This is a genomic window from Tsukamurella ocularis (assembly GCF_965138335.1).
Taxonomy (GTDB): domain Bacteria; phylum Actinomycetota; class Actinomycetes; order Mycobacteriales; family Mycobacteriaceae; genus Tsukamurella; species Tsukamurella ocularis_A.
The window spans coordinates 221,634-240,051 of record NZ_CBCSDV010000002.1; the positions used below are offsets into that span (position 1 = coordinate 221,634).

The following is an 18,418-nucleotide window of genomic DNA, read 5'->3' on the forward strand; positions in this document are numbered from 1 at the left end:
CGGAAACATTCGTCGCGGAATGGGATTCGCGGAATGTTTGGCGTCGGCGTGATTCCACTTTGACGGAGTGGGGATAATCGTTGCTGTGAGCCTCCCAGAAGCCAGCACCGGATTGTCCGAACGATCGGCCTTCGAGCCCGACGGGACCGGTCATTGGGGTGCCTGGGGCGGACGGCACGTGCCCGAGGCACTGATGGCGGTGATCGAGGAGGTCACGGCGGAGTTCGAGAAGGTCCGCTCCGACCGGGAGTTCCTCGCGGAGCTGGACCGACTGCAGCGCCAGTACACCGGACGGCCCTCGCCGCTGTACCCGTGCGTGCGGCTGAACGAGCACGCCGGCGGCGCCCGGGTGTACCTCAAGCGCGAGGACCTCAACCACACCGGAAGCCACAAGATCAACAACGTGCTCGGCCAGGTGCTGCTCGCGAAGCGGATGGGCAAGCCGCGGGTCATCGCGGAGACCGGCGCGGGCCAGCACGGCGTCGCGACGGCGACCGCCTGTGCGCTGCTCGGCATCGAGTGCGTCGTGTACATGGGCAAGGTCGACACCGATCGGCAGGCGCTCAACGTCGCCCGGATGCGCCTTCTCGGCGCCGAGGTGATCGCCGTGGCCTCCGGCTCGGCCTCCCTCAAGGACGCGATCAACGAGGCCCTGCGCGACTGGGTCAGCAACGCCGACACCACGTACTACTGCTTCGGCACCGCCGCGGGCCCGCACCCGTTCCCGCTGATGGTGCGGGACCTGCAGCGCATCGTCGGCATGGAGGCGCGCGAGCAGATCCTCGAGGCGGAGGGCCGCCTGCCCGACGCCGTCGTGGCCTGTGTGGGCGGCGGTTCCAACGCGATCGGGATCTTCCACCCGTTCATCGCCGACGAGGGCGTGCGCCTCGTCGGGTGCGAGGCCGCGGGCGACGGCGTCGAGACCGGGCGCCATGCCGCGACCTTCACCGGCGGCAGCCCGGGTGCCTTCCAGGGCGCCTACTCGTATCTGCTGCAGGACGAGGACGGGCAGACCATCGAATCGCACTCGATCTCGGCCGGCCTCGACTACCCCGGCGTCGGACCGGAACACGCGCAGCTCAAGGAGTCGGGGCGCGCCGAGTACGTGCCGATCACCGACGCCGAGGCGATGGACGCGTTCGCGCTGCTGTGCCGGACCGAGGGCATCATCCCGGCGATCGAGTCCGCGCACGCCGTCGCGGGCGCGCTGCAGCTCGGCCGCGAACTCGGCCCGGACGCCGTGATCGTGGTGAACCTCTCCGGGCGTGGCGACAAGGACGTCGACACCGCGGGAACCTGGTTCGGCCTGCTCGACGACAAGGGTGACGTCGTCGGCCAGAAGGTGGTCGGCGCGGACCTGAACACGGAACTGCGCAACGCGGAGTACGAGGGGGAGAACAAGTGAGTGCACTGGCACCGGTCTTCGAGCAGTGCCGGGCGGAGAACCGCGCCGCACTCGTCACGTATCTCCCGTGCGGCTACCCGTCGAAGCAGGGTGGCATCGACACCGTGGTCGCGATGGTCGAGGCCGGCGCGGACATCGTGGAGCTCGGCGTCGCGTACAGCGATCCCGTGATGGACGGCCCCGTGATCCAGCGCGCCGCCGACGACGCGTTGCGCGGCGGCATCCGGGTGCACGACATCTTCGCCTACGCGGAGGCCGTCGCCGGCGCCGGCGGAGCGCCGGTCGTCATGGCGTACTGGAACCCCGTGCTCAAGTACGGCGTCGAGGCGTTCGCCCGGGACCTCGCCGCTGCGGGGGGCAGGGGCCTGATCACGCCGAACCTGATCCCCGAGGAGGCGGGCGAATGGATCGAGGCCGCCGACCGGCACGGGCTGGACAAGATCTTCCTCGCGGCGCCCTCGTCGACGCCGGAGCGGCTCGCTCTGACGACGAAGGCCTCGTCGGGCTTCCTCTACGCCGCGTCCACGATGGGCGTCACCGGAGCTCGGGACACGGTCGACAACGTCGCTCCCGAGCTGGTCGCGCGGATCCGCGCCGTCTCCGACATCCCCGTGGGGGTGGGGCTGGGCGTGCGCTCGCGGGCGCAGGCCGCCGAGATCGCCGCCTACGCGGACGCGGTGATCGTCGGGTCCGCCCTGGTCACGCCCGCGGGTGAGTCGCTCGACGCCGTGCGCTCCCTGACCTCCGAGCTCGCCGCCGGTGTCCGCGGAGACTGAGACCTCCGCCGCGGCAGCGCGGCGCGGACGGCGGCGCCCGTCCTGGGTGCGGCTGGTTCGGCGCGCCTGGCGCGAGCTGTCCGACGTCGGGCAGTGGCGCGACGCGGGAAAGCAGGAGTTCTCGTACGTCCGGATGGCGATCGGCTACCTGCGAGCCGACCGCGCCCTTCGGGTGGCGATCGGCCTGCTCGCCATGATGATGTTCCCGCTGGCACTGGTGATGCAGTTCAACCCGATGGGCCCGCACGGGGTACCGGCCCGGATCGTGCACATGAGCGTCGCCGTCCTCGGCCTCCTGCTCGGGATCCGATGGCTGGTGGGGCGGTGGCCGACGGTGCGCCAGGCGACCTGGTTCCTGGTGGTCTCCGACGTGCTGCTCAGCGTCGGCGTCGGCATCCTCTCCGACCCGACGGCCCGGATCTGCGGCACGCTGCACCTCGCCATGATGGGGTTGTACGCGGGCTTCCTCCTGGGCTGGCGGATCCTGCTGCTGCACTGCGTGTACGCACTGCTGTTCATCGGGGGACTGACCGGCTACGCGATCCTCGCCGAGGGGCGGACGCTCCTGGACCTGTACGTCTACACCACGCCCGCGATCACCACCGTGGTCGGCCTTCCCGTGGTGATCCAGGTGATCGTGGAGGCGGGGCGGCACGGTGTCGCCACGATCACGGAGGAGTGGAACGTCGACGGCCTGACCGGTGCGTACAGCCGGCGCGCCATGCGCGTGGCGAGTCACCGCATGGCCAGCCGCGCCGGCGAGGACGCGCTCGTGCTGGTCGGCGCGCTGGACCTCGACGGTTTCAAGCAGTACAACGACACCTATGGCCACGGCGCGGGCGACCAGTTGCTCCAGGAGGTCACCGCCCTCCTCAAGACGGTGCCGCGCATGGTCGTCGGCCGCTACGGCGGTGACGAGTTCGGGTTCCTCGCGTTCCGGGACGGGCCCGAGGACGCCGCGAACACCGTCGCCGAGGTGCGCTCGCTCCTCGGCGAACGGACGCACCCCGAGGACATGCGCATCCCGGGGAGCGTCGGCGTGGTGATCGCCCCCGCGCGCGACCGCGGCCGCCTCGCCGAGTTCGCCGAGATCGCCGACGAGTTGCTCTACCAGGCGAAGAGGTCGTCGTCGGATTCGCTCATCGTGCGCGACCTCACCACCAAGCCCGGGTGAGACGGCGGCCTTCCCTCGCCGACCGGCGACGGCCCCGATCAGCACGGTGACCGGCATCACCCACCGGGAAACGGAGGTGAGAACCGGGCGCCCGGGGCGGTAGGCTGGCCCGTTGTGATCACCGCGACCGACCTCGAAGTGCGCGCCGGCGTCCGCACGTTGCTGACCGCGCCGGGCGACCAGTTGCGCGTGCAGGCGGGCGACCGGATCGGCCTCGTCGGCCGCAACGGCGCAGGCAAGACCACCACCATGCGGATCCTCGCCGGCGAGGGCGAGCCCTATGCCGGGCGGATCATCTCCTCCGGCGACGTGGGCTACCTGCCGCAGGACCCGCGGGAGGGCGACCTGGACGTGCTCGCCAAGGACCGGGTGCTCTCGGCGCGCGGACTCGATCAGATCGTCGCGCAGATGGCCAAGCAGCAGGTGCGGATGGCCGAGTTGGTCGGCGACGAGCTCGACACCGCCGTGCGCAAGTACGGCAACCTCGAGGACCGGTTCTCCTCGCTCGGCGGATACGCCGCCGAGTCCGAGGCGGCGCGGATCTGCAACAGCCTGGCCCTGCCCGAGCGCGTGCTCGAGCAGCCGCTGCGCACCCTCTCGGGCGGTCAGCGCCGCCGCGTGGAGCTGGCTCGCATCCTGTTCGCGGCCTCCGACGGCTCCGGTGGCAAGTCCGACACCACGCTGCTGCTCGACGAGCCCACCAACCACCTCGACGCCGACTCCATCGGGTGGCTGCGCACCTTCCTGCAGAACCACGACGGTGGGCTCATCGTGATCAGCCACGACGTGGACCTGCTCGCCGACGTGGTGAACCGCGTGTGGTTCCTCGACGCGGTGCGGGGCGAGGCCGACGTCTACAACATGGGCTGGAAGAAGTACATCGACGCCCGCGCCACCGACGAGCAGCGCCGGCGCCGCGAGCGCGCCAACGCCGAGAAGAAGGCGGGCGCCCTGCGGGTGCAGGCCGCGAAGATGGGCGCGAAGGCGACCAAGGCCGTCGCCGCGCAGAACATGCTCCGGCGTGCCGAACGCATGATGAACGAGCTCGACGACGTGCGGGTCGAGGACAAGACGGCGCGGATCAAGTTCCCCGCGCCGGCCGCGTGCAGCAAGACGCCGCTCATGGTCAAGAACCTCACCAAGACCTACGGCTCGCTGGAGATCTTCACCGGCGTCGACTTCGCGATCGACAAGGGCTCCCGCGTCGTGGTGCTCGGGCTCAACGGCGCGGGCAAGACCACTCTGCTCAAGCTGCTCGCGGGAGTCGAGACGCCGGACACCGGCGGCCTCGAACCGGGCCGCGGCCTGAAGATCGGCTACTTCGCGCAGGAGCACGACACACTCGACGACGAGGCCTCGGTGTGGGACAACATCCGGCACGCCTCACCCGACGCGGGGGAGCAGGACCTGCGCGGCCTGCTGGGCGCGTTCATGTTCACCGGCCCGCAGCTCGAGCAGCCCGCGGGCACGTTGTCCGGCGGTGAGAAGACGCGTCTCGCGCTGGCCGGGCTCGTCTCGTCGGCCGCGAACGTGCTGCTGCTCGACGAGCCGACCAACAACCTGGACCCGGTCAGCCGCGAGCAGGTGCTCGAGGCGCTGCGCTCCTACGAGGGCGCCGTCGTGCTGGTGACGCACGACCCGGGTGCCGCCGAGGCGCTGAACCCGGAGCGCGTGATCCTGCTGCCCGACGGCACCGAGGATCACTGGAACGAGGAGTACCAGGAGCTCATCGAGCTCGCGTGACCCCGTCCCGTCCGACGATGCCGTCGGGCGCGCCCGTCAGGGCAGGATGGCGTCCACGTAGCTGCCGTCGACCCGGACGGCGCCGCCCGTCGTGGCGGAGGCCAGCGGCGAGCTGAGGTAGACGACCATGTTCGCGATCTCCTCGGGCTCGATGAGCCGCTGGATCAGCGACTGCGGGCGGTGCAGGCGCATGAACTCGCGCTGCGCCTCGTCCCACGGCAGGTTCCTGTCGACCAGCTGGTAGACGAAGTCCTCGACGCCGCCGGTGTGCGTCGGGCCGGCGATCACCGAGTTGACCGTGACGCCCGTGCCCGCGGCCGCCTTGGCGAAGCCGCGGGAGGCGCCGAGCAGGGCCGTCTTGGAGACCCCGTAGTGGATCATCTCGGCGGGGATGACGATGGCGGAGTCACTCGCGATGTTCAGCACGCGGCCCCAGCCGCGGTCCATCATCTCCGGCAGGACGAGGCGCGTGAGCCGCACCGCCGCAAGGACGTTCACGTCGAAGTAGCGGCGCCACTCCTCGTCGGTGACCTCGAGCGGATCCTCGGCGCCGAAGACGCCCAGGTTGTTGACCAGGACGTCGACCGGCCCGAGTTCGGACACCGCGTGCTCGGCCTCGACCTCGACGGTCACGTCGGCGACGACGGGGACGAGCTCCGCGCCCGGCACCTGCTCGCGCAGTGCGGTGATGGCGCCGCCGACGCGGCCCTCCGATCGGCCGTTGATGCCCACCCGCGCTCCCGCCCGCGCGAGTCCGGCGGCGATGGCGAGCCCGATCCCCTGGGTGGATCCGGTGACGAGTGCCGTCCGTCCGCTGAGATCGATCTCCATGCCTTCGACCCTAACCGCGGAGGCGTCAGGCGCGCTCCGCGTAGACGAGATCGTTGTTCTCGTACCCCAGCGGCGGGCCGATGAACCTCCCTCCGCACGTGACGAGGATCAGGGTCTCGGGGCCGTCGAGTCGGTTCAGGTCGTCCGTCGGGAGGACGCCCTTGCTCACGGAGGCGGTCCGGGTGACCCGGTACCGGACGGCCGCCCCGTCCTTGCCCGTCAGTGTGACCTCGGCGCCCCGGGCGAGGCCGGAGAAGCGCCGGGCGTAGCCGGCGCCCTGCCGGGCGTCGTCGACGTGGCCGGTGACGACGACCGACCCGGCCCCGGATCCCGGGAGCGCCGAATCCACCCACCAACCGAGCCGGTTCACGTCGGTCGGCGGGTACAGCGCGCCCTGCGAGTCCGTCGCGACCGCGTCGACCGGGGCCTGCGCCCCGTCGACGGTGACCGCGACCGGCGCCGTCGGTTCCGCGGCGGTCGCGCTGACCGGGGGCCGCAGATCGCTCTGCGCGCTCGGGTCGGACGACGGTGCCGCCGCCGTCCCCTCGACGGTGCTCCCGCAGCCCGCGAGGGCGAGCACCGCCGCTGCGGCGACGCCGAGGGACCCCGTGCGGCGCAGCATCAGGCGGTCCGTCCGGACGGGATCGACGCGATCGGGACGCGGGTCTCGAGGTTGCGCACCACGGGGCCGGCGCCGATCTTCGAGTTCGTGACGCGGACCTGGAACTGCGGCGTCAGGCGGACCTCGAAGGCGACGGCCGCGGCGTCCCGGACGTAGCCCGCCGGGGCGGCGGTCTCGATCGCCCGGTAGCAGCCCGACGGCAGCGAGAAGGCGGCGACGCCGTTCTCGCCCGTCGTCACGGCGCGGACGGCCTCGTCGGAGCCGCAGCGGGAGATCACGAACGACGCGCCCGGGAGCGGTGCGCCGGTGATGCGGTCGGTCTTGACCAGCGTGCCGTTCGTCTCCACCTCGCCGGGCGGGATCGTGACGCCGCAGCGGAAGCGGAACGCGAGGCGGTTGACGCCGTTGCCCTCCACGCGGGCGTACGCGTTCGGCCCGAGGAGGACGCACGAGGACGGCCACGCGGTCGGTACGACGCTGACGCAGTCGCGCGGGAAGGTTCCGCCGCCGTTCCCGGCGCTGTCGGTGCGCGCGCCGCCCAGCGGCCGCCACGTGTCGCACTCCGCGACCGCGTACTCCGAGGCGACGCCGCGGCCGTCCTGATCGCGTGCGGCCAGGGTGAAGCGGACGTGCCGGTTCGGCGGCGGCGTGGTCGAGGTCGGCGGGACGATGCCGCCGCGCTCGAGGCTGAAGAGGAAGTCGACGCGCCCCGCGTTCGACGTCCTGGTCTGTACGGACGGGCCGACGAGGTGCCAGTTGGTCGGCACGTTCTCGACGGTGGCGCGGACGCAGGGGCCGGTCACCGTCGTGGCGCCGCTGTGCGCGAGCGTCGCCGCGGGGCCGCCGGTGCAGCCCTGCACCCGCACCGTGGCGCCGGGGACGCCGATACCCTGCGTCTTCGCGTCGATGATCTGGACCGCGGCCGTGGTGAGGCGGCCGGGCGGGCGCGGTGTCGTGGTGGTCGGCAGCGGCGTGGTCGGGAGCGTGATCGTCGGTGACGGGGTGGTCGCCGGGGTGCTCGGCGTCGGGGCCGGCGTGGTGGTCGTCGGCTTCTGGGGCGACGTGGGTGCGGGCGGCGAGGTCGTCGTCGTGGTGGCGGGCGCCTGCGTCGTGACGGGCGCCGGCGCCGGTGTGGTCGGCTCGGCCCCCGCGACGGCGGGCACCAGGCCCAGCATCGGGATGAGCACGGCCGGCAGCGTCAGCGCGCTTCGGATCCGGTTCCTCCGGTTCGGGTTCCGCATCGCGGCCTCCTCGTTGTCGATTCCCCCTGCGGCGATGTCCGCCGGCATGAGGGAGATCGCGACGCGGCGCGGATTCCGTTAGCCCTGTTACGAGATCGTTATGGCCCGCTCCACCGCCGCGAGCACCGCGAACGCGCCGTCCTCCACAGCGATCGCGCTGCTCAGGGCGCCGGCGGCGGCGCGATACCGCGGATCGTCCACGGCGGTACGTATCGCGTCGGCGAGGTCGGAAACCGTGACCTTCGTCCGCGGGATCGGGGCGGTCGCCGCGCCGAGGGCGTGCACCCGATTCGCCCAGAAGAACTGATCCGCGCCGGGCGAGGGGAGCGGCACCGTCGGGACACCGGCGCGGAGGGCGGACGCGGCGGTGCCGGCGCCGCACGAGTGCACGACGGCGGCGACGCGCGGGAACAGCCACGAGTACGGGACGGCGCCGAGGTTCAGGACGCCCTCCCGCTCGGGGACGCGCAGCCCGGCGCCGCCCGACTGGACGATCCCGCGCACGCCGGCGCGGGAGAGGGCCTCGTCGAGAACCGCGGAGAGCCGGTCGCGTTCGGCGGACGGGACCATCAGCGAGCCGAGGCCGATGAGGACGGGCGGCGGGCCGTCCTCGAGGAAGGCGGCGAGTTCGGCCGACGGTGCCCAGCCCGCCGGCTCGGGCGACCACCAGTAGCCGGTGACGTCGATCCCCGGGCGCCAGTCGGCGGGGCGGGGCAGCACGGCGGGCGACCAGCCGCCGAGGATGGGCTGCCGCGCCGCCGCGCGGTCGCGCCGGAGTCGGCGGGCCGAGCGCCGCGGGAGCCCGAGGTCGCGGCGCAGGCCCGCGGTCACGCCGTTGTACAGCGCATCGACGGCGCGCTCCGCCGCCCGTCCGGCCGCGAGATTGAGCACACCTCCCGCCGACCGCGCGGCGAGCAGGCTCGGCGGGAACGCGCGGGTGGCGGAGATCGGCTGCAGCCGCAGCGGGATCCCCGGGACCCCACGGGCTTCGGCGAGGGCCTGGCCCGCGGGTTCCGCGAAGGGCGTCATGAGCACGACGTCGGCGGGGACGTCGTGGACGGCGTCGAGCAGGCTGCGGCTCAGTCGCCCGATTCCGGAGGGCTTGACCAGCGCCATGGCGTCCCCGAGTGAGGGCTCGGCCGAGGGCTCGCCCAGATCGACGTCGACGGGACGGGCGTCGAGGCCCAGGGCGGAGGTCTCGGCGGCGAGCTCGGTGTTCGTGGTGATGGTGACGGCGTGGCCGGCGCGCTGCAGCCGCAGGCCGAGCCCGGCGAGCGGCGTCGTGTCGCCGCGCGAGCCGTAGGTGGCGATCAGGACGTGGGCCATGGTGCCTCGCTCCGGGCCGGGATGCGGGTCAGGGTGCGCACGCGCGGAGGAAGGCGTCGACGAGGTCGTCGGCGTAGCCGGCCACGTCGAACGCGGGGTCGACGAGGCGGCGCAACAGGGCGGTGCCGATCGCGCCGCGGATGGCGGAGGCGAGCGACGCGGGGTTGAGCGGGCGGAACTCGCGGCTCTCGACGCCGGCGCCCAGGATCGCCTCGAGTTCGACGCGTGCGCGGGCCCCGTCGTGCTCGGGATCGACGGGCAGGTCCCACAGCCGGATACCGCCCTTGCCGCGGAAGCCGTTGCCGATCTCGGTGATCGCGAGCTGGTGCGCGGGGTGCGTGCTCAGGTAGCCCAGGTGCGCGCGGATGTGCGCCTCGAGCTTGCCGGCGGCGGTCGGCGCGGCGTCGACGGCGGGCACCATCGTCTCGAAGAGGGTGCGGTAGCACTCGGAGACGACCGCCGTGATGAGGCTGTCCTTGTCGCCGAAGTGGTAGAGCACCACGCTCATCGCGACGCCGGCGCGGTCGGCGATCTTGCGGACGGAGGCCTGGGCGTAGCCGAGCTCGGCGATCGCATCGATGGCGCACGCGGTGATCTGGGCGCGGCGGGCCTGCTCGGTGAAGGTCTCCGTAGATCGCATGATCTAATTGTAGATCACTTGATCAACGGTGTCAGAGGAGCCGGTCCACCGGCGACGTGGCGCCCGCCGGCTCCAGGTAGTACTCGGTGCCGAACAGCGGAGCGAGCGTCCACGCGGGCAGGCGCAGCACCAGCCGCAGGATCCGCGGGACGGCCCCGGGCTTCGCGATCTCGGAGCGGTGCGCCGCGAGCGCGCGCTGCTTGGCAGCGACGTGCCTGCGCACGTCGATGCGGTGCGTGATCTCCGCCGCGGGCGTGAACCAGGTGCGCGCCTGGTCGAGGTGCTCGGGGCGCAGGAATCGGAGACGGACCGCCAGCGCCAGGATGCGGAGGATGGACTCGCGCGGCGCCGTCGCCTCGGCGAGCCGGACGCCGGTCAGCTCCGCCGCCCGGCGGGCGATGTGGTGCACGGCCAGGTGGTCGCGGTGCCGGTACCCGCCGGCCTCGTCGGAGCCGAGCAGGAGGTCGGCGGAGGTCTCGCGCAGGATGTCCGCGAGTCGTTCCGCGGGCTCCTCGACGCCGGCGCGCACCAGCCGGACACGTCCCGGAGGGTCCGGGTACAGCTCCCCGCCGTGCCCGCTATCGGCGTAGCCCAGCCACCGCACCTCGTGGACACCGAGTTCCGCGGCGGCCGCGGACAATTCGTCGAGACGCAGGCGCGGTTCGGCCTCGTCGTCGCCGCGCATCATCCCGTCGGTGGCGACGACGATCACGACGCGGTGCCCCTCCCGCGCGAACCGCGCGAGCGTGCCGCCCGCGAGCAGCGTCTCGTCGTCGGGGTGGGCGTTGAGCGCGACGACCGAGGCCATGCGCTCTGTATAGCAGTTCCACCGCCGCCGGGCNCGCCNCCGGGGCGGCCTCCGCGCCCGGCATCAGGCTGACGAAGGCGCGGACGGTCTCACCGCGGACCTCGTCGGGCACGCCGACGACCGCCGCTTCGCGGACGGCCGGATGCTCGGCCAGGACGTCCTCGACCTCGCGCGGCCACACCTTGTAGCCCGAGGCGTTGATCATGTCCTTCTTGCGGTCGACGATGAACACCCAGCCGCGCTCGTCCATGAAGCCCACATCGCCGCTGTGCAGCGCGCCGCCGGGGATTCCGGCCGCGGTCTCCTCGGGCTTGTTCCAGTACCCCGCGACCACCTGCGGCCCCTCCGCGACGATCTCGCCGATCTCCCCGAGCGGGAGGTCGGCACCGTCGTCCCCGAGGATCCGCACCACGGTCGACGGGGCGGGCAGCCCCACCGACAGCGCGCCGGAGTCCGGGTCGACGGGGATCTCCACGCCGAACGGCGACAGCGTCATCGGGCTCGTCGTCTCCGTGAGCCCGTAGGCGTTGTGCAGCGGCCGGCCGGTGGCCTCGGCGAAGCGGCGCGCGGCGGTGGGGGAGATCGGCGCGCCGCCCGAGTACACCGACGTGAGCGAGGCGAACGCGTCCCGGTCGTAGTCGGCGTGATTGAGCAGCGCGTTGAAGGCCGTCACCGCGCCGATCGTGCACGTGGGGCGGTGCTCGCGCATCGTCTCCAGCATCACCGCGGGGTCGAAGCGGTAGGCCAGGATCATCGGCATCGGGGCGAGGAGGCTCAGCGCGATGTGCCCGATGAGGCCCGTGATGTGGAACAGGGGAGCGATCGCCAGCACCGCCGCGTCGGGCCCCGGCGCGAACGTCGCCGCGTCCCGGTAGACGGTGGCCGTGAAGACCACGTTGCGGTGGGTGTTGATCGCGCCCTTCGGCTTGCCCGTCGTCCCCGAGGTGTAGGTGAGGAAGGCGGTGTCGCCGGGCGCGAGGGTGACCGGCGGCGGGGCCTCGCCGCGGTGCGCCGCGACGAACTCCAGGAGGTCCGTCGCCCCGTCCGGTGTCGCGCGCCGGGGCGCCGGGAAGAGTCGCGGATCGGCCCGGCTCTGGAGGTCGAGCCCGCTGGTGGTGAACACCGTGCGGACCGCGGTGCCGGGCACCACGTCGCGCGCGACGTCCTCGTACAGGTCGTCGAGAGCGAGGAGGGCGGTCGCACCCGAGTCGAGGAGCAGGTTCTCCAGTTCCCGGGCGCGGCTCATCGGGTTGATCGACACCGTGCACCCGCCGGCCTTCCAGGCGGCGATCATGCCGATCACGAACTGCGGCACGTTCTGCAGGTACAGCGCCAGCCGGTCGCCGGGGGCGAAGCCCTCGGCGAGCAGCCCCGCCGCCAGCGCGTCCGTCAGCTCGTCCAGCTCGCGGCGGGTGATCGTCCCGTCGAAGTAGCGGATCGCCGCCTGGTCGGGGTGGCTCGCGACGCCCGCCCGGAACATGTCGAGCGCGCTGTCGAAGGCGATGTCCACCTCCGCGGGCAGCGACGCGTACCGGCCCAGCCACGGCCGCTGCGCGGATCCCGTCGTCGCGGTCACTTCACCACGACCGGGTTGACGGGCGCGCCGCTGCCCTGGGCGATCTTCAGCGGGGCCGCGGTGTACATGAACTCGTAGACGCCGTCGGCGGCGCAGTCCGCGGCCAGGGCCTCGAGGTCGGTGATCTCCGTGAAGACCACGCCGAGATTGCGCATCAGAGCGCAGTGCAGCGTCAGCGCGACACCGTTGTTCTGGTCGGTGGTCACCTCGTTGGCGATGGTGTCGGTCACCAGGTTCGGGATCTCGTTGTCGGCGAACCACTGCACCAGCTCGGGGCTGTACTGCAGGCCCGGCTCGCAGAAGCCCTCGTAGAAGGCGTCGCCGAGCTCGAAGAACAGCTGCAGGTAGTTGGTGCGGATGAGCAGCACGTCGCGCGGGCGCAGTTCCACGCCCTGCGCGGCGGCGCACGCCTCGAGGTCGGTGTGGTCGAAGGTCTCCGCGGTGTCCAGGTGCTCCTTGCCGCGGAACCGCGCCATGTCGAGCAGCACGCCGCGGCCCACGACGCCGCGCTGCGCGATCGGCTCCACACTGGCGACGTCCATCCCGCCGACGGTGGTGCGCGCGTCGAAGCCGTTCCACAGCTTGCCGTCGTACCAGACGTGGCCCAGGGCGTCGTACTGCGTGGACCCCTGCAGGAAGGCGTCGATCTTGTCGTCCGCGTAGTGCAGGCCGCCGGGGAACTGCGGTGCCTCCGCGCCGTCCCAGGTGGCCTCGTCCATGATCTGCGTGCGGACCGCGGGGCTGCGTCCCGGCCACACCGGGTCGCCCTTCGGGTCGCCGATCAGCCGCTGCAGCGTGAAGACCTTGCCGCTGCGGACCAGCGCCGCGGCGGCGATCGCCTGGTCGGGGCCGAGGTAGTTGAGCGAGCCGACCTCGTCGTCCGGGCCCCACTTGCCCCAGTTCGACGGTGCCTCGGCGAGCAGGTCGCCGAGGGCGGGCGCGGTCACGGTCTGTTCGGTCATCGGTTCTCCTCCGTCGATGGTGCACCGGGCCCGGCCCGGTGGTGACGCGTGTCACAATCGAAGGTAGGAAGCGCGCGACGGCGGAACGTTCGCCCGCGCGCACGGTTCTTTCGCGCAGGCGCACGCGCCGCGGGAGGGGAGGAGCAGGGCGTGCCGTACACCATCGACGGCCTGGTCACCGGGGCCGAGCGGCGACTGACCGGCTCCCGCGCGCACGGCGCGTGGCGCGACTGGTGCAGCGGCGTCCACGGCGAGTTCGACATCTCCTTCGACGGCGACGGCTACCGCGGCGACGTGCTGCGCCAGCGCACCGAGGAGTACCAGCTCGTCTCCTGGACCAGCCAGCGCGAGCACGTGCGCCGCGACGCCCGCGGCATCCGCAACGACCCGCGCGGCCACTACGAGCTGTTCATGCCCCTGAAGGGCGCGCTGCACGTCGGCGGCGATGTGACGGAGGGCGCCCTGCTGCCGGGGGAGATGGTGCTCGTCTCCATCGACTCGCCCTTCGTGCTCGCGCACGACGACGACGCCTCGGCGCTGGCCCTGCTCATCCCCGAGCATCGGGTCTCCCGGACGCTCGGCTCGGTCGCCAAGGAGGGCGTGCGGCTGCGCGGCGGTCGCGGCCTCGGCCGCGTCACGCGGGACCTGGCGGCGGCGCTGATCGATGAGCGGGAGCAGCTCACCGCCGCCGAGTTCGACGCCGCCTGTGACCGGGCCGTGGACCTGTTCTGCCTCGCCGCGAGCGGGGAGGCGGACGGTGCCGGCACCGCCGACGATGAGGTCCGGGCCGCGGTGCTCCGCCACGTGCGCGCGCACGCCACCGAGCCGGACCTCAGCCTCGCCGGGGTCGCTGCGGCCGTCGGCTGGTCGGCTCGGCACATCCAGGCGGTGCTCTCCCGCACGGGCGAGACGTTCTCCGACGCCGTGCGCGGCGAGCGTCTCGAGCTGGCCCGCGACCGGCTGGCCGACCCCAGATGGGCCGCGCGCGGGGTCGGCTTCATCGCCGACTCCGTGGGCTACGGCTCCGCGAGCGCCTTCAGCACGGCGTTCCGCCGCCGGTTCGGGCGGTCGCCGCGCGCGCACCGCGCGGCGACCGCGGACCGACGCGGGCACTGACGGGTTCGCGCGGGGTCCGCGGACCGGTCAGCGCGACGGGGCGAGTTCGCCGAACGTGGCGTACCGGGCGTCGGAGCGGGCACCGTCGGGCGTGACCTGCTTGTCCACCAGGATCACCTGCCCGATGAAGGGCTCGACGATGCCGACCATGCGGATCGGGGCCGCGATGAGCAGCTGGAAGCCGAACTGCTCGAAGGCCCGCAGCGACTGCGCGGAGAACCGCTCGTCCGACTTGCTGAACGCCTCGTCGAGCATGAGCGGCGCGAACGCCGGCTCGTTGGACCCGTCGATGCCGTGGCTGCCCAGGGCGAAGCTCAGCGCGGCCGCGAGGCAGAACGCGACCAGCTTCTCCTGCTCGCCGCCCGAGTTGGTCGCGGTGTTGCGGTAGGTGACCACCGCGGGGGCGTCCGGTTCGGCGCCCACGGCGTTCTCGCGGCCGTAGAACGAGTAGCCGGTGCGCACGTCGAGGACGTTCTCGGTCCAGCGGCGCGACTCCGGGTCGTCGCCGGTCAGGCGCAGCACCAGCCCGCGGATCCGCTTGAACTGCGCCGCCATCGCGGCGGGCTCGGCCCGCTTGGCCGCGGGTGCGTCGCGGACCATGTCGTCGACGAGCTTCGCGAACTCGGTGGCCTCCGGCGTCGGGCGGGCGGCGTACGCGATCTGCAGGTACGTGCCCTCGTTGAACTCGACCCGGCGCAGGCCCGCGTTGACGTCGGCGATGCCGCGGGTGATGGCCCGGTGGGTGTCGTCGACCTCCTTGAACAGGTTGGACACCGAGTGGCTGACGTCCGTGGTGATGAGCCGGCGGAACTTCTCCGTCGCCGCCGCGAGGCCGTGCGCGACGAGGTTCTCGTGGACCGCGACGAAATCGGGGGCGGAGGCGGCGTCGGCGGACAGCTCGGTCGACGCGTCGGGCCACTCGCGGAGGAACTGCTCGGCGGTGCGGACGATCCGCGCCTCGGCGGCGTCGCGCTCCGCGGTGGCCGCGGCCTGCTGGCGCTCCAGCTCGGCCCGGAGGTCGGCGCGCACCTCGCCGAAGGTGTCCAGCGTGAGGCGGCGGGGCTTGGCCTCGTCGGCCGTGAGCAGGTGCCAGAGCGCCGTGGCGAGGAAGTCCTCGTCGGGCTCCGACAGCTTCGGCGCGCTCTCGGCGTCGATCTTCTCGAACTCGGCGAGCAGGTCGTCGAACTCGGTGCCGGCGCGGTTCATCGTCTCGGTGAGCGCGCCGATGCGGGTCTGCGCCTCGGCCAGCTCGCCGTAGGCGTTGTCGGCCTGCAGCTCCAGCTCGCCGAGGTCGGCGTTGCCCGAGCGGGCGTCGGAGATCCGGTCGGCCAGCTCCTCGGCCTCGGCCCGCGCCGCCCAGTGGTCCAGCTCGGCCCACGACGAGTAGCCGAGGACCCCCGCGGCGCTGTCGGCGACGGCCTTGTGCTCGGCGAGGTCGTCGCGCAGGGTCGCGGACGCCTCGGCGGCCTTGGCGTGCACGGCCGCCAGCTCGTCGCGGCGGCGCTGCAGCGCCTCGCGCTTGCTGCCCGTGTTGGTGCCCAGCACCCACTGCGAGCGGTCGGCGACGGCCCGGCGGTCGTCCTTGCGGAACCGGCCGCCCGCGCCCTTGACCAGGCCCTCGGGGGTCACGGCCTGCTCGTGCCGCTCCAGCTCGGCGGGGGAGTCGACGCACGTGTGCCGCGCGGCCCGGGCGACCGCCCCGGCCAGCCACCGCCCGGCCTCGGTCGACTCGTCCACCGTCAGCTTGGCCGCGAGGGAGCCGGGCTCCGGGCGGGTGGCGTCGGCACCGTCGACCACCTGGTAGGTGAGCACGCCCTGCACGCGGTGGGCGTTGACGTGGTCGGCGACGGCCCGCTGGTGCGCGGCGGGGACGAGCAGCGTCGTGGCCAGCGGACGCAGCACGCGCTCGGCGGCGCCGGCCCACGTCGCCTGCTCGGCGGGCTTCACGTCGATCAATTCCGCGGCGTACGGGAGTTCCTCCGCGGGAACGCCGGTGGCGCGGGCGATCACGTCGCGCTGGTCCAGCAGCGCGGGCGGCAGCAGCGAGGCGCGCCGGTCCAGCACCGACAGTTCGTCGTCGACGGACTTGACGGCCCGGCGCGCGTCGGACTCGTCGGTGTAGGCGGAGTGCACCCGGGCGGCGAGGGCCTCCGCGGCCTCGGTCGCGCGGTCGCGGATGCCGGGGATCTGCTCGCGCAGCGCGGCGAACTCCTCCGCCGATTCGGGTGCGCGCTCGCCCAGCTTCTCCACGGCCGCGGCGAACCGCTCGTAGGCGCGCTGCCGGGCCTGCGTCTGCAGCTCGCGGGACTGCAGCTCGGCCTCGAGCACGCCCACCTCGCCCTGTTCCTGCCGGAGCCGGTGCAGGAGGTCGTTGTAGCGCATCTTGCGCTCCTCGGCCCGGTCCTCCCAGCGCGCGATCTGCGCGTCCGTGGCGGCGCGCTCGCCCTCGATCCGGTCCATCTGCTCCTGCAGCAGCCGCAGCTTGTGCCCGCGCAGGTAGGACCGCACGGGGGCGCCGAGCAGGTCGGCCGCCCGCGTCGTGCCGACGGTGGCGGAGCGGTACGTCTCGTAGGCCTCCGGCATGGGCCGCAGGACCTTCTCCTGGGCCTCGGCGCGGGCCGCGGCCCGGTAGGCCTCGTCGAGCTGGGTGAAGTTCTCCACCAGCCGCTCGGCGCGGGCGTAGGTCTGCGGCCGGTCGAGCATGTACGTGCGGATGAAGGCGTCGAGATCGCCGACGTTCTTCATCGCCTTCGCCTTGCCCAACAGCGCGAGCGCCGCGCTGGAGGTGCCGATGCCCACGCGGCGGCGCAGCGCGTCCTGGTACGCGGCCTGGGTGTCGAAGGACTCGACGCCGCTGTGCCGCGCGCGCCAGCCGCGGGTGTCGAAGCCGGCCGTCGCCCAGTCCTGCAGGTCGAGCAGGTCGAAGCCGCCGGAGTGGATCTGGTACCAGGACTTGAGCGAGGCGCCGTCGGTGCCGGAACCGGGGAACCACTTCACGGCCACGGCGGTCGTGACGTTGCCCGCGCCGTTGTCGTAGGTCGCCGCGACCGCCGACCACGTGGCGGAGTCGCCGCGCAGGTACTGGACCTTGGACTGCTGGTGCTCGTCGTCGTTGACCGACCACGCGCCGCGTACGTAGTCCGCCATGGAGCGGGCGGCCCGCTTGGCGCCCTTGGCCGTCATGTCGGCGGAGGCGTTGAACGACTGGTCGTAGGTCGGCAGCAGCACCACCGAGTGCGCGTCCATCAGCGAGGACTTGCCGGAACCCGAGGGGCCCGTGAGGATCACGCCCCGCTCGTCGATGGGGAAGTCCTTGTAGCCGTCGAAGGTGCCCCAGTTGACCACCTGCAGGCGGGTGAGGCGGTACTGGCCGAGATGCCTGCGGGTCACTGCTGCTCCTCGGTCTCGTTCTCGCGCTGGGCCTCCGGTTCGACGGTGCCGTCCTCGCCGTCCGGCTCGTCCGCCCCGTCGACGGGCGCCGCCGCCTCGCCCAGGTCCTGATCGGTGCTGGCGAGGTCGCGGTACGCGGCGGTGTACAGGTCCACCTGCTCGGGGGTGAGCAGGGAGGCGATCACCGAGTGCACGGCGTACCGGTCGCTGGTGCCCACGCGGCGGATCAGCCGCCGGGTCTCCAGCTGGTTGATCGCCGCGTCGGCCTTCTTCACGAAGCCGGCCTCGTCGGTGTCGCGGGCGGGGCGGAAGGTCAGCAGGTGATCGATCATCTCCTGCCGCTCCACGACCGCGGTCTCGTCCGGGCTGGAGAGGTGCTTGAGCCGCAGGAACAGCGCCAGCACCGACGCGGCGAGCGAGAGGCTCTGCGCGCGCAGCAGATTCCGCTGCCGCGGATCGTTCTCGCTGACCTGGCGGGTGAAGGCGTGCTTGGTCTCGCGGTTGATCTCCAGCAGCAGGTTCAGCTCGGAGAGCCGGCTGCGCAGCAGCGTCTCCTCGGCCTCGATCACGGCCCAGTTCTTCGACCGCGCCGAGACGTGCGGCGCGGCGATCAGCTCCTGCAGCGCGTAGCAGACCGAGTTCGGCAGGGCGGAGGTGTCGCCGTCGAAGCGGGGCGCGGTGTCGGCGCCGCGGAGCGACTTCACGGCCTCGTCGTCGGCGATGCTGAAGTCGGCGAGGTCGATCTCCGGCAGGCCCTCGTCGGCGGGCACGTCCAGCGTCTCGTCGAGCTGCGTCTCGTCGGTCACGG

The 18,418-nt window shown here is 72.9% G+C and carries 14 protein-coding genes and 1 pseudogene; 5 read left to right on the plus strand and 10 right to left on the minus strand.

Going from position 1 to position 18,418, the window contains the following annotated elements; genetic code table 11:
* Positions 1–178 precede the first annotated feature (178 nt).
* The 4 genes from trpB to ACNAYW_RS03805 all read left to right on the plus strand — a co-directional run bounded on the left by trpB (position 179) and on the right by ACNAYW_RS03805 (position 5,098).
* Positions 179–1,405: a tryptophan synthase subunit beta gene (trpB, locus tag ACNAYW_RS03790; RefSeq protein WP_415848417.1), complete on the plus strand. Its 1,227-nt coding sequence runs from the start codon at positions 179–181 to the stop codon at positions 1,403–1,405.
* Complete coding sequence (gene trpA / locus ACNAYW_RS03795; RefSeq protein ID WP_415848418.1) at positions 1,402–2,181, plus strand: tryptophan synthase subunit alpha; 780 nt, start codon at positions 1,402–1,404, stop codon at positions 2,179–2,181. The genes trpB and trpA overlap by 4 nt, the downstream gene beginning before the upstream one ends.
* Positions 2,165–3,355, plus strand: coding sequence for a GGDEF domain-containing protein (locus tag ACNAYW_RS03800; protein WP_415848419.1), 1,191 nt, complete (start codon positions 2,165–2,167; stop codon positions 3,353–3,355). The genes trpA and ACNAYW_RS03800 overlap by 17 nt, the downstream gene beginning before the upstream one ends.
* Before the next feature lie 114 nt (positions 3,356–3,469).
* Positions 3,470–5,098 carry an ABC-F family ATP-binding cassette domain-containing protein gene (locus ACNAYW_RS03805; protein ID WP_415848420.1) on the plus strand — a complete coding sequence of 543 codons (1,629 nt, stop codon included), beginning with the start codon at positions 3,470–3,472 and terminating at the stop codon, positions 5,096–5,098.
* 36 nt (positions 5,099–5,134) lie between these two features.
* Here ACNAYW_RS03805 and ACNAYW_RS03810 read toward each other — a convergent pair whose 3' ends face one another.
* The 8 genes and pseudogenes from ACNAYW_RS03810 to ACNAYW_RS03845 form a co-directional block, all read right to left on the minus strand.
* Entirely contained in the window at positions 5,135–5,929 is a 795-nt protein-coding gene (locus ACNAYW_RS03810; RefSeq protein WP_415848421.1) for an SDR family NAD(P)-dependent oxidoreductase, read from the minus strand.
* 25 nt (positions 5,930–5,954) lie between these two features.
* Positions 5,955–6,551: a class F sortase gene (locus ACNAYW_RS03815; RefSeq protein ID WP_415848422.1), complete on the minus strand. Its 597-nt coding sequence runs from the start codon at positions 6,549–6,551 to the stop codon at positions 5,955–5,957.
* Positions 6,551–7,840 (minus strand): prealbumin-like fold domain-containing protein, encoded by a 1,290-nt coding sequence (locus tag ACNAYW_RS03820; RefSeq protein ID WP_415848423.1) that lies wholly within the window; start codon positions 7,838–7,840, stop codon positions 6,551–6,553. Before ACNAYW_RS03820 ends, ACNAYW_RS03815 begins: the two co-directional genes overlap by 1 nt.
* A gap of 39 nt (positions 7,841–7,879) precedes the next feature.
* Positions 7,880–9,118 carry a glycosyltransferase gene (locus ACNAYW_RS03825; RefSeq protein ID WP_415848424.1) on the minus strand — a complete coding sequence of 413 codons (1,239 nt, stop codon included), beginning with the start codon at positions 9,116–9,118 and terminating at the stop codon, positions 7,880–7,882.
* 28 nt (positions 9,119–9,146) lie between these two features.
* Positions 9,147–9,758: a TetR/AcrR family transcriptional regulator gene (locus ACNAYW_RS03830; RefSeq protein ID WP_415848425.1), complete on the minus strand. Its 612-nt coding sequence runs from the start codon at positions 9,756–9,758 to the stop codon at positions 9,147–9,149.
* A gap of 31 nt (positions 9,759–9,789) precedes the next feature.
* Positions 9,790–10,599, minus strand: an 810-nt coding sequence (locus ACNAYW_RS03835; protein WP_415848426.1) for a PIG-L deacetylase family protein, incomplete at its 5' end; no start/stop codon positions are given.
* A gap of 6 nt (positions 10,600–10,605) precedes the next feature.
* Positions 10,606–12,046 (minus strand): annotated as a pseudogene (locus ACNAYW_RS03840) (AMP-binding protein); the annotation flags it as partial.
* A 92-nt stretch (positions 12,047–12,138) separates the two neighbouring features.
* Positions 12,139–13,104, minus strand: coding sequence for a cyclase family protein (locus ACNAYW_RS03845; protein ID WP_415848427.1), 966 nt, complete (start codon positions 13,102–13,104; stop codon positions 12,139–12,141).
* A 150-nt stretch (positions 13,105–13,254) separates the two neighbouring features.
* Between ACNAYW_RS03845 and ACNAYW_RS03850 the strand changes: the two genes are divergently transcribed.
* Positions 13,255–14,220, plus strand: a complete 966-nt coding sequence (locus tag ACNAYW_RS03850; RefSeq protein ID WP_415848428.1) for a helix-turn-helix transcriptional regulator — start codon at positions 13,255–13,257, stop codon at positions 14,218–14,220.
* Between the two features lie 27 nt (positions 14,221–14,247).
* Here the strand turns inward: ACNAYW_RS03850 and ACNAYW_RS03855 are convergent, their stop codons facing one another.
* Together ACNAYW_RS03855 and ACNAYW_RS03860 are read right to left on the minus strand one after the other, a co-directional pair.
* A complete protein-coding gene (locus ACNAYW_RS03855) occupies positions 14,248–17,610 on the minus strand; it encodes an ATP-binding protein (RefSeq protein WP_415848429.1) in 3,363 nt (1,120 codons plus the stop codon).
* Entirely contained in the window at positions 17,607–18,416 is an 810-nt protein-coding gene (locus tag ACNAYW_RS03860; RefSeq protein ID WP_415848430.1) for a DUF4194 domain-containing protein, read from the minus strand. Before ACNAYW_RS03860 ends, ACNAYW_RS03855 begins: the two co-directional genes overlap by 4 nt.
* Positions 18,417–18,418: the final 2 nt, after the last annotated feature.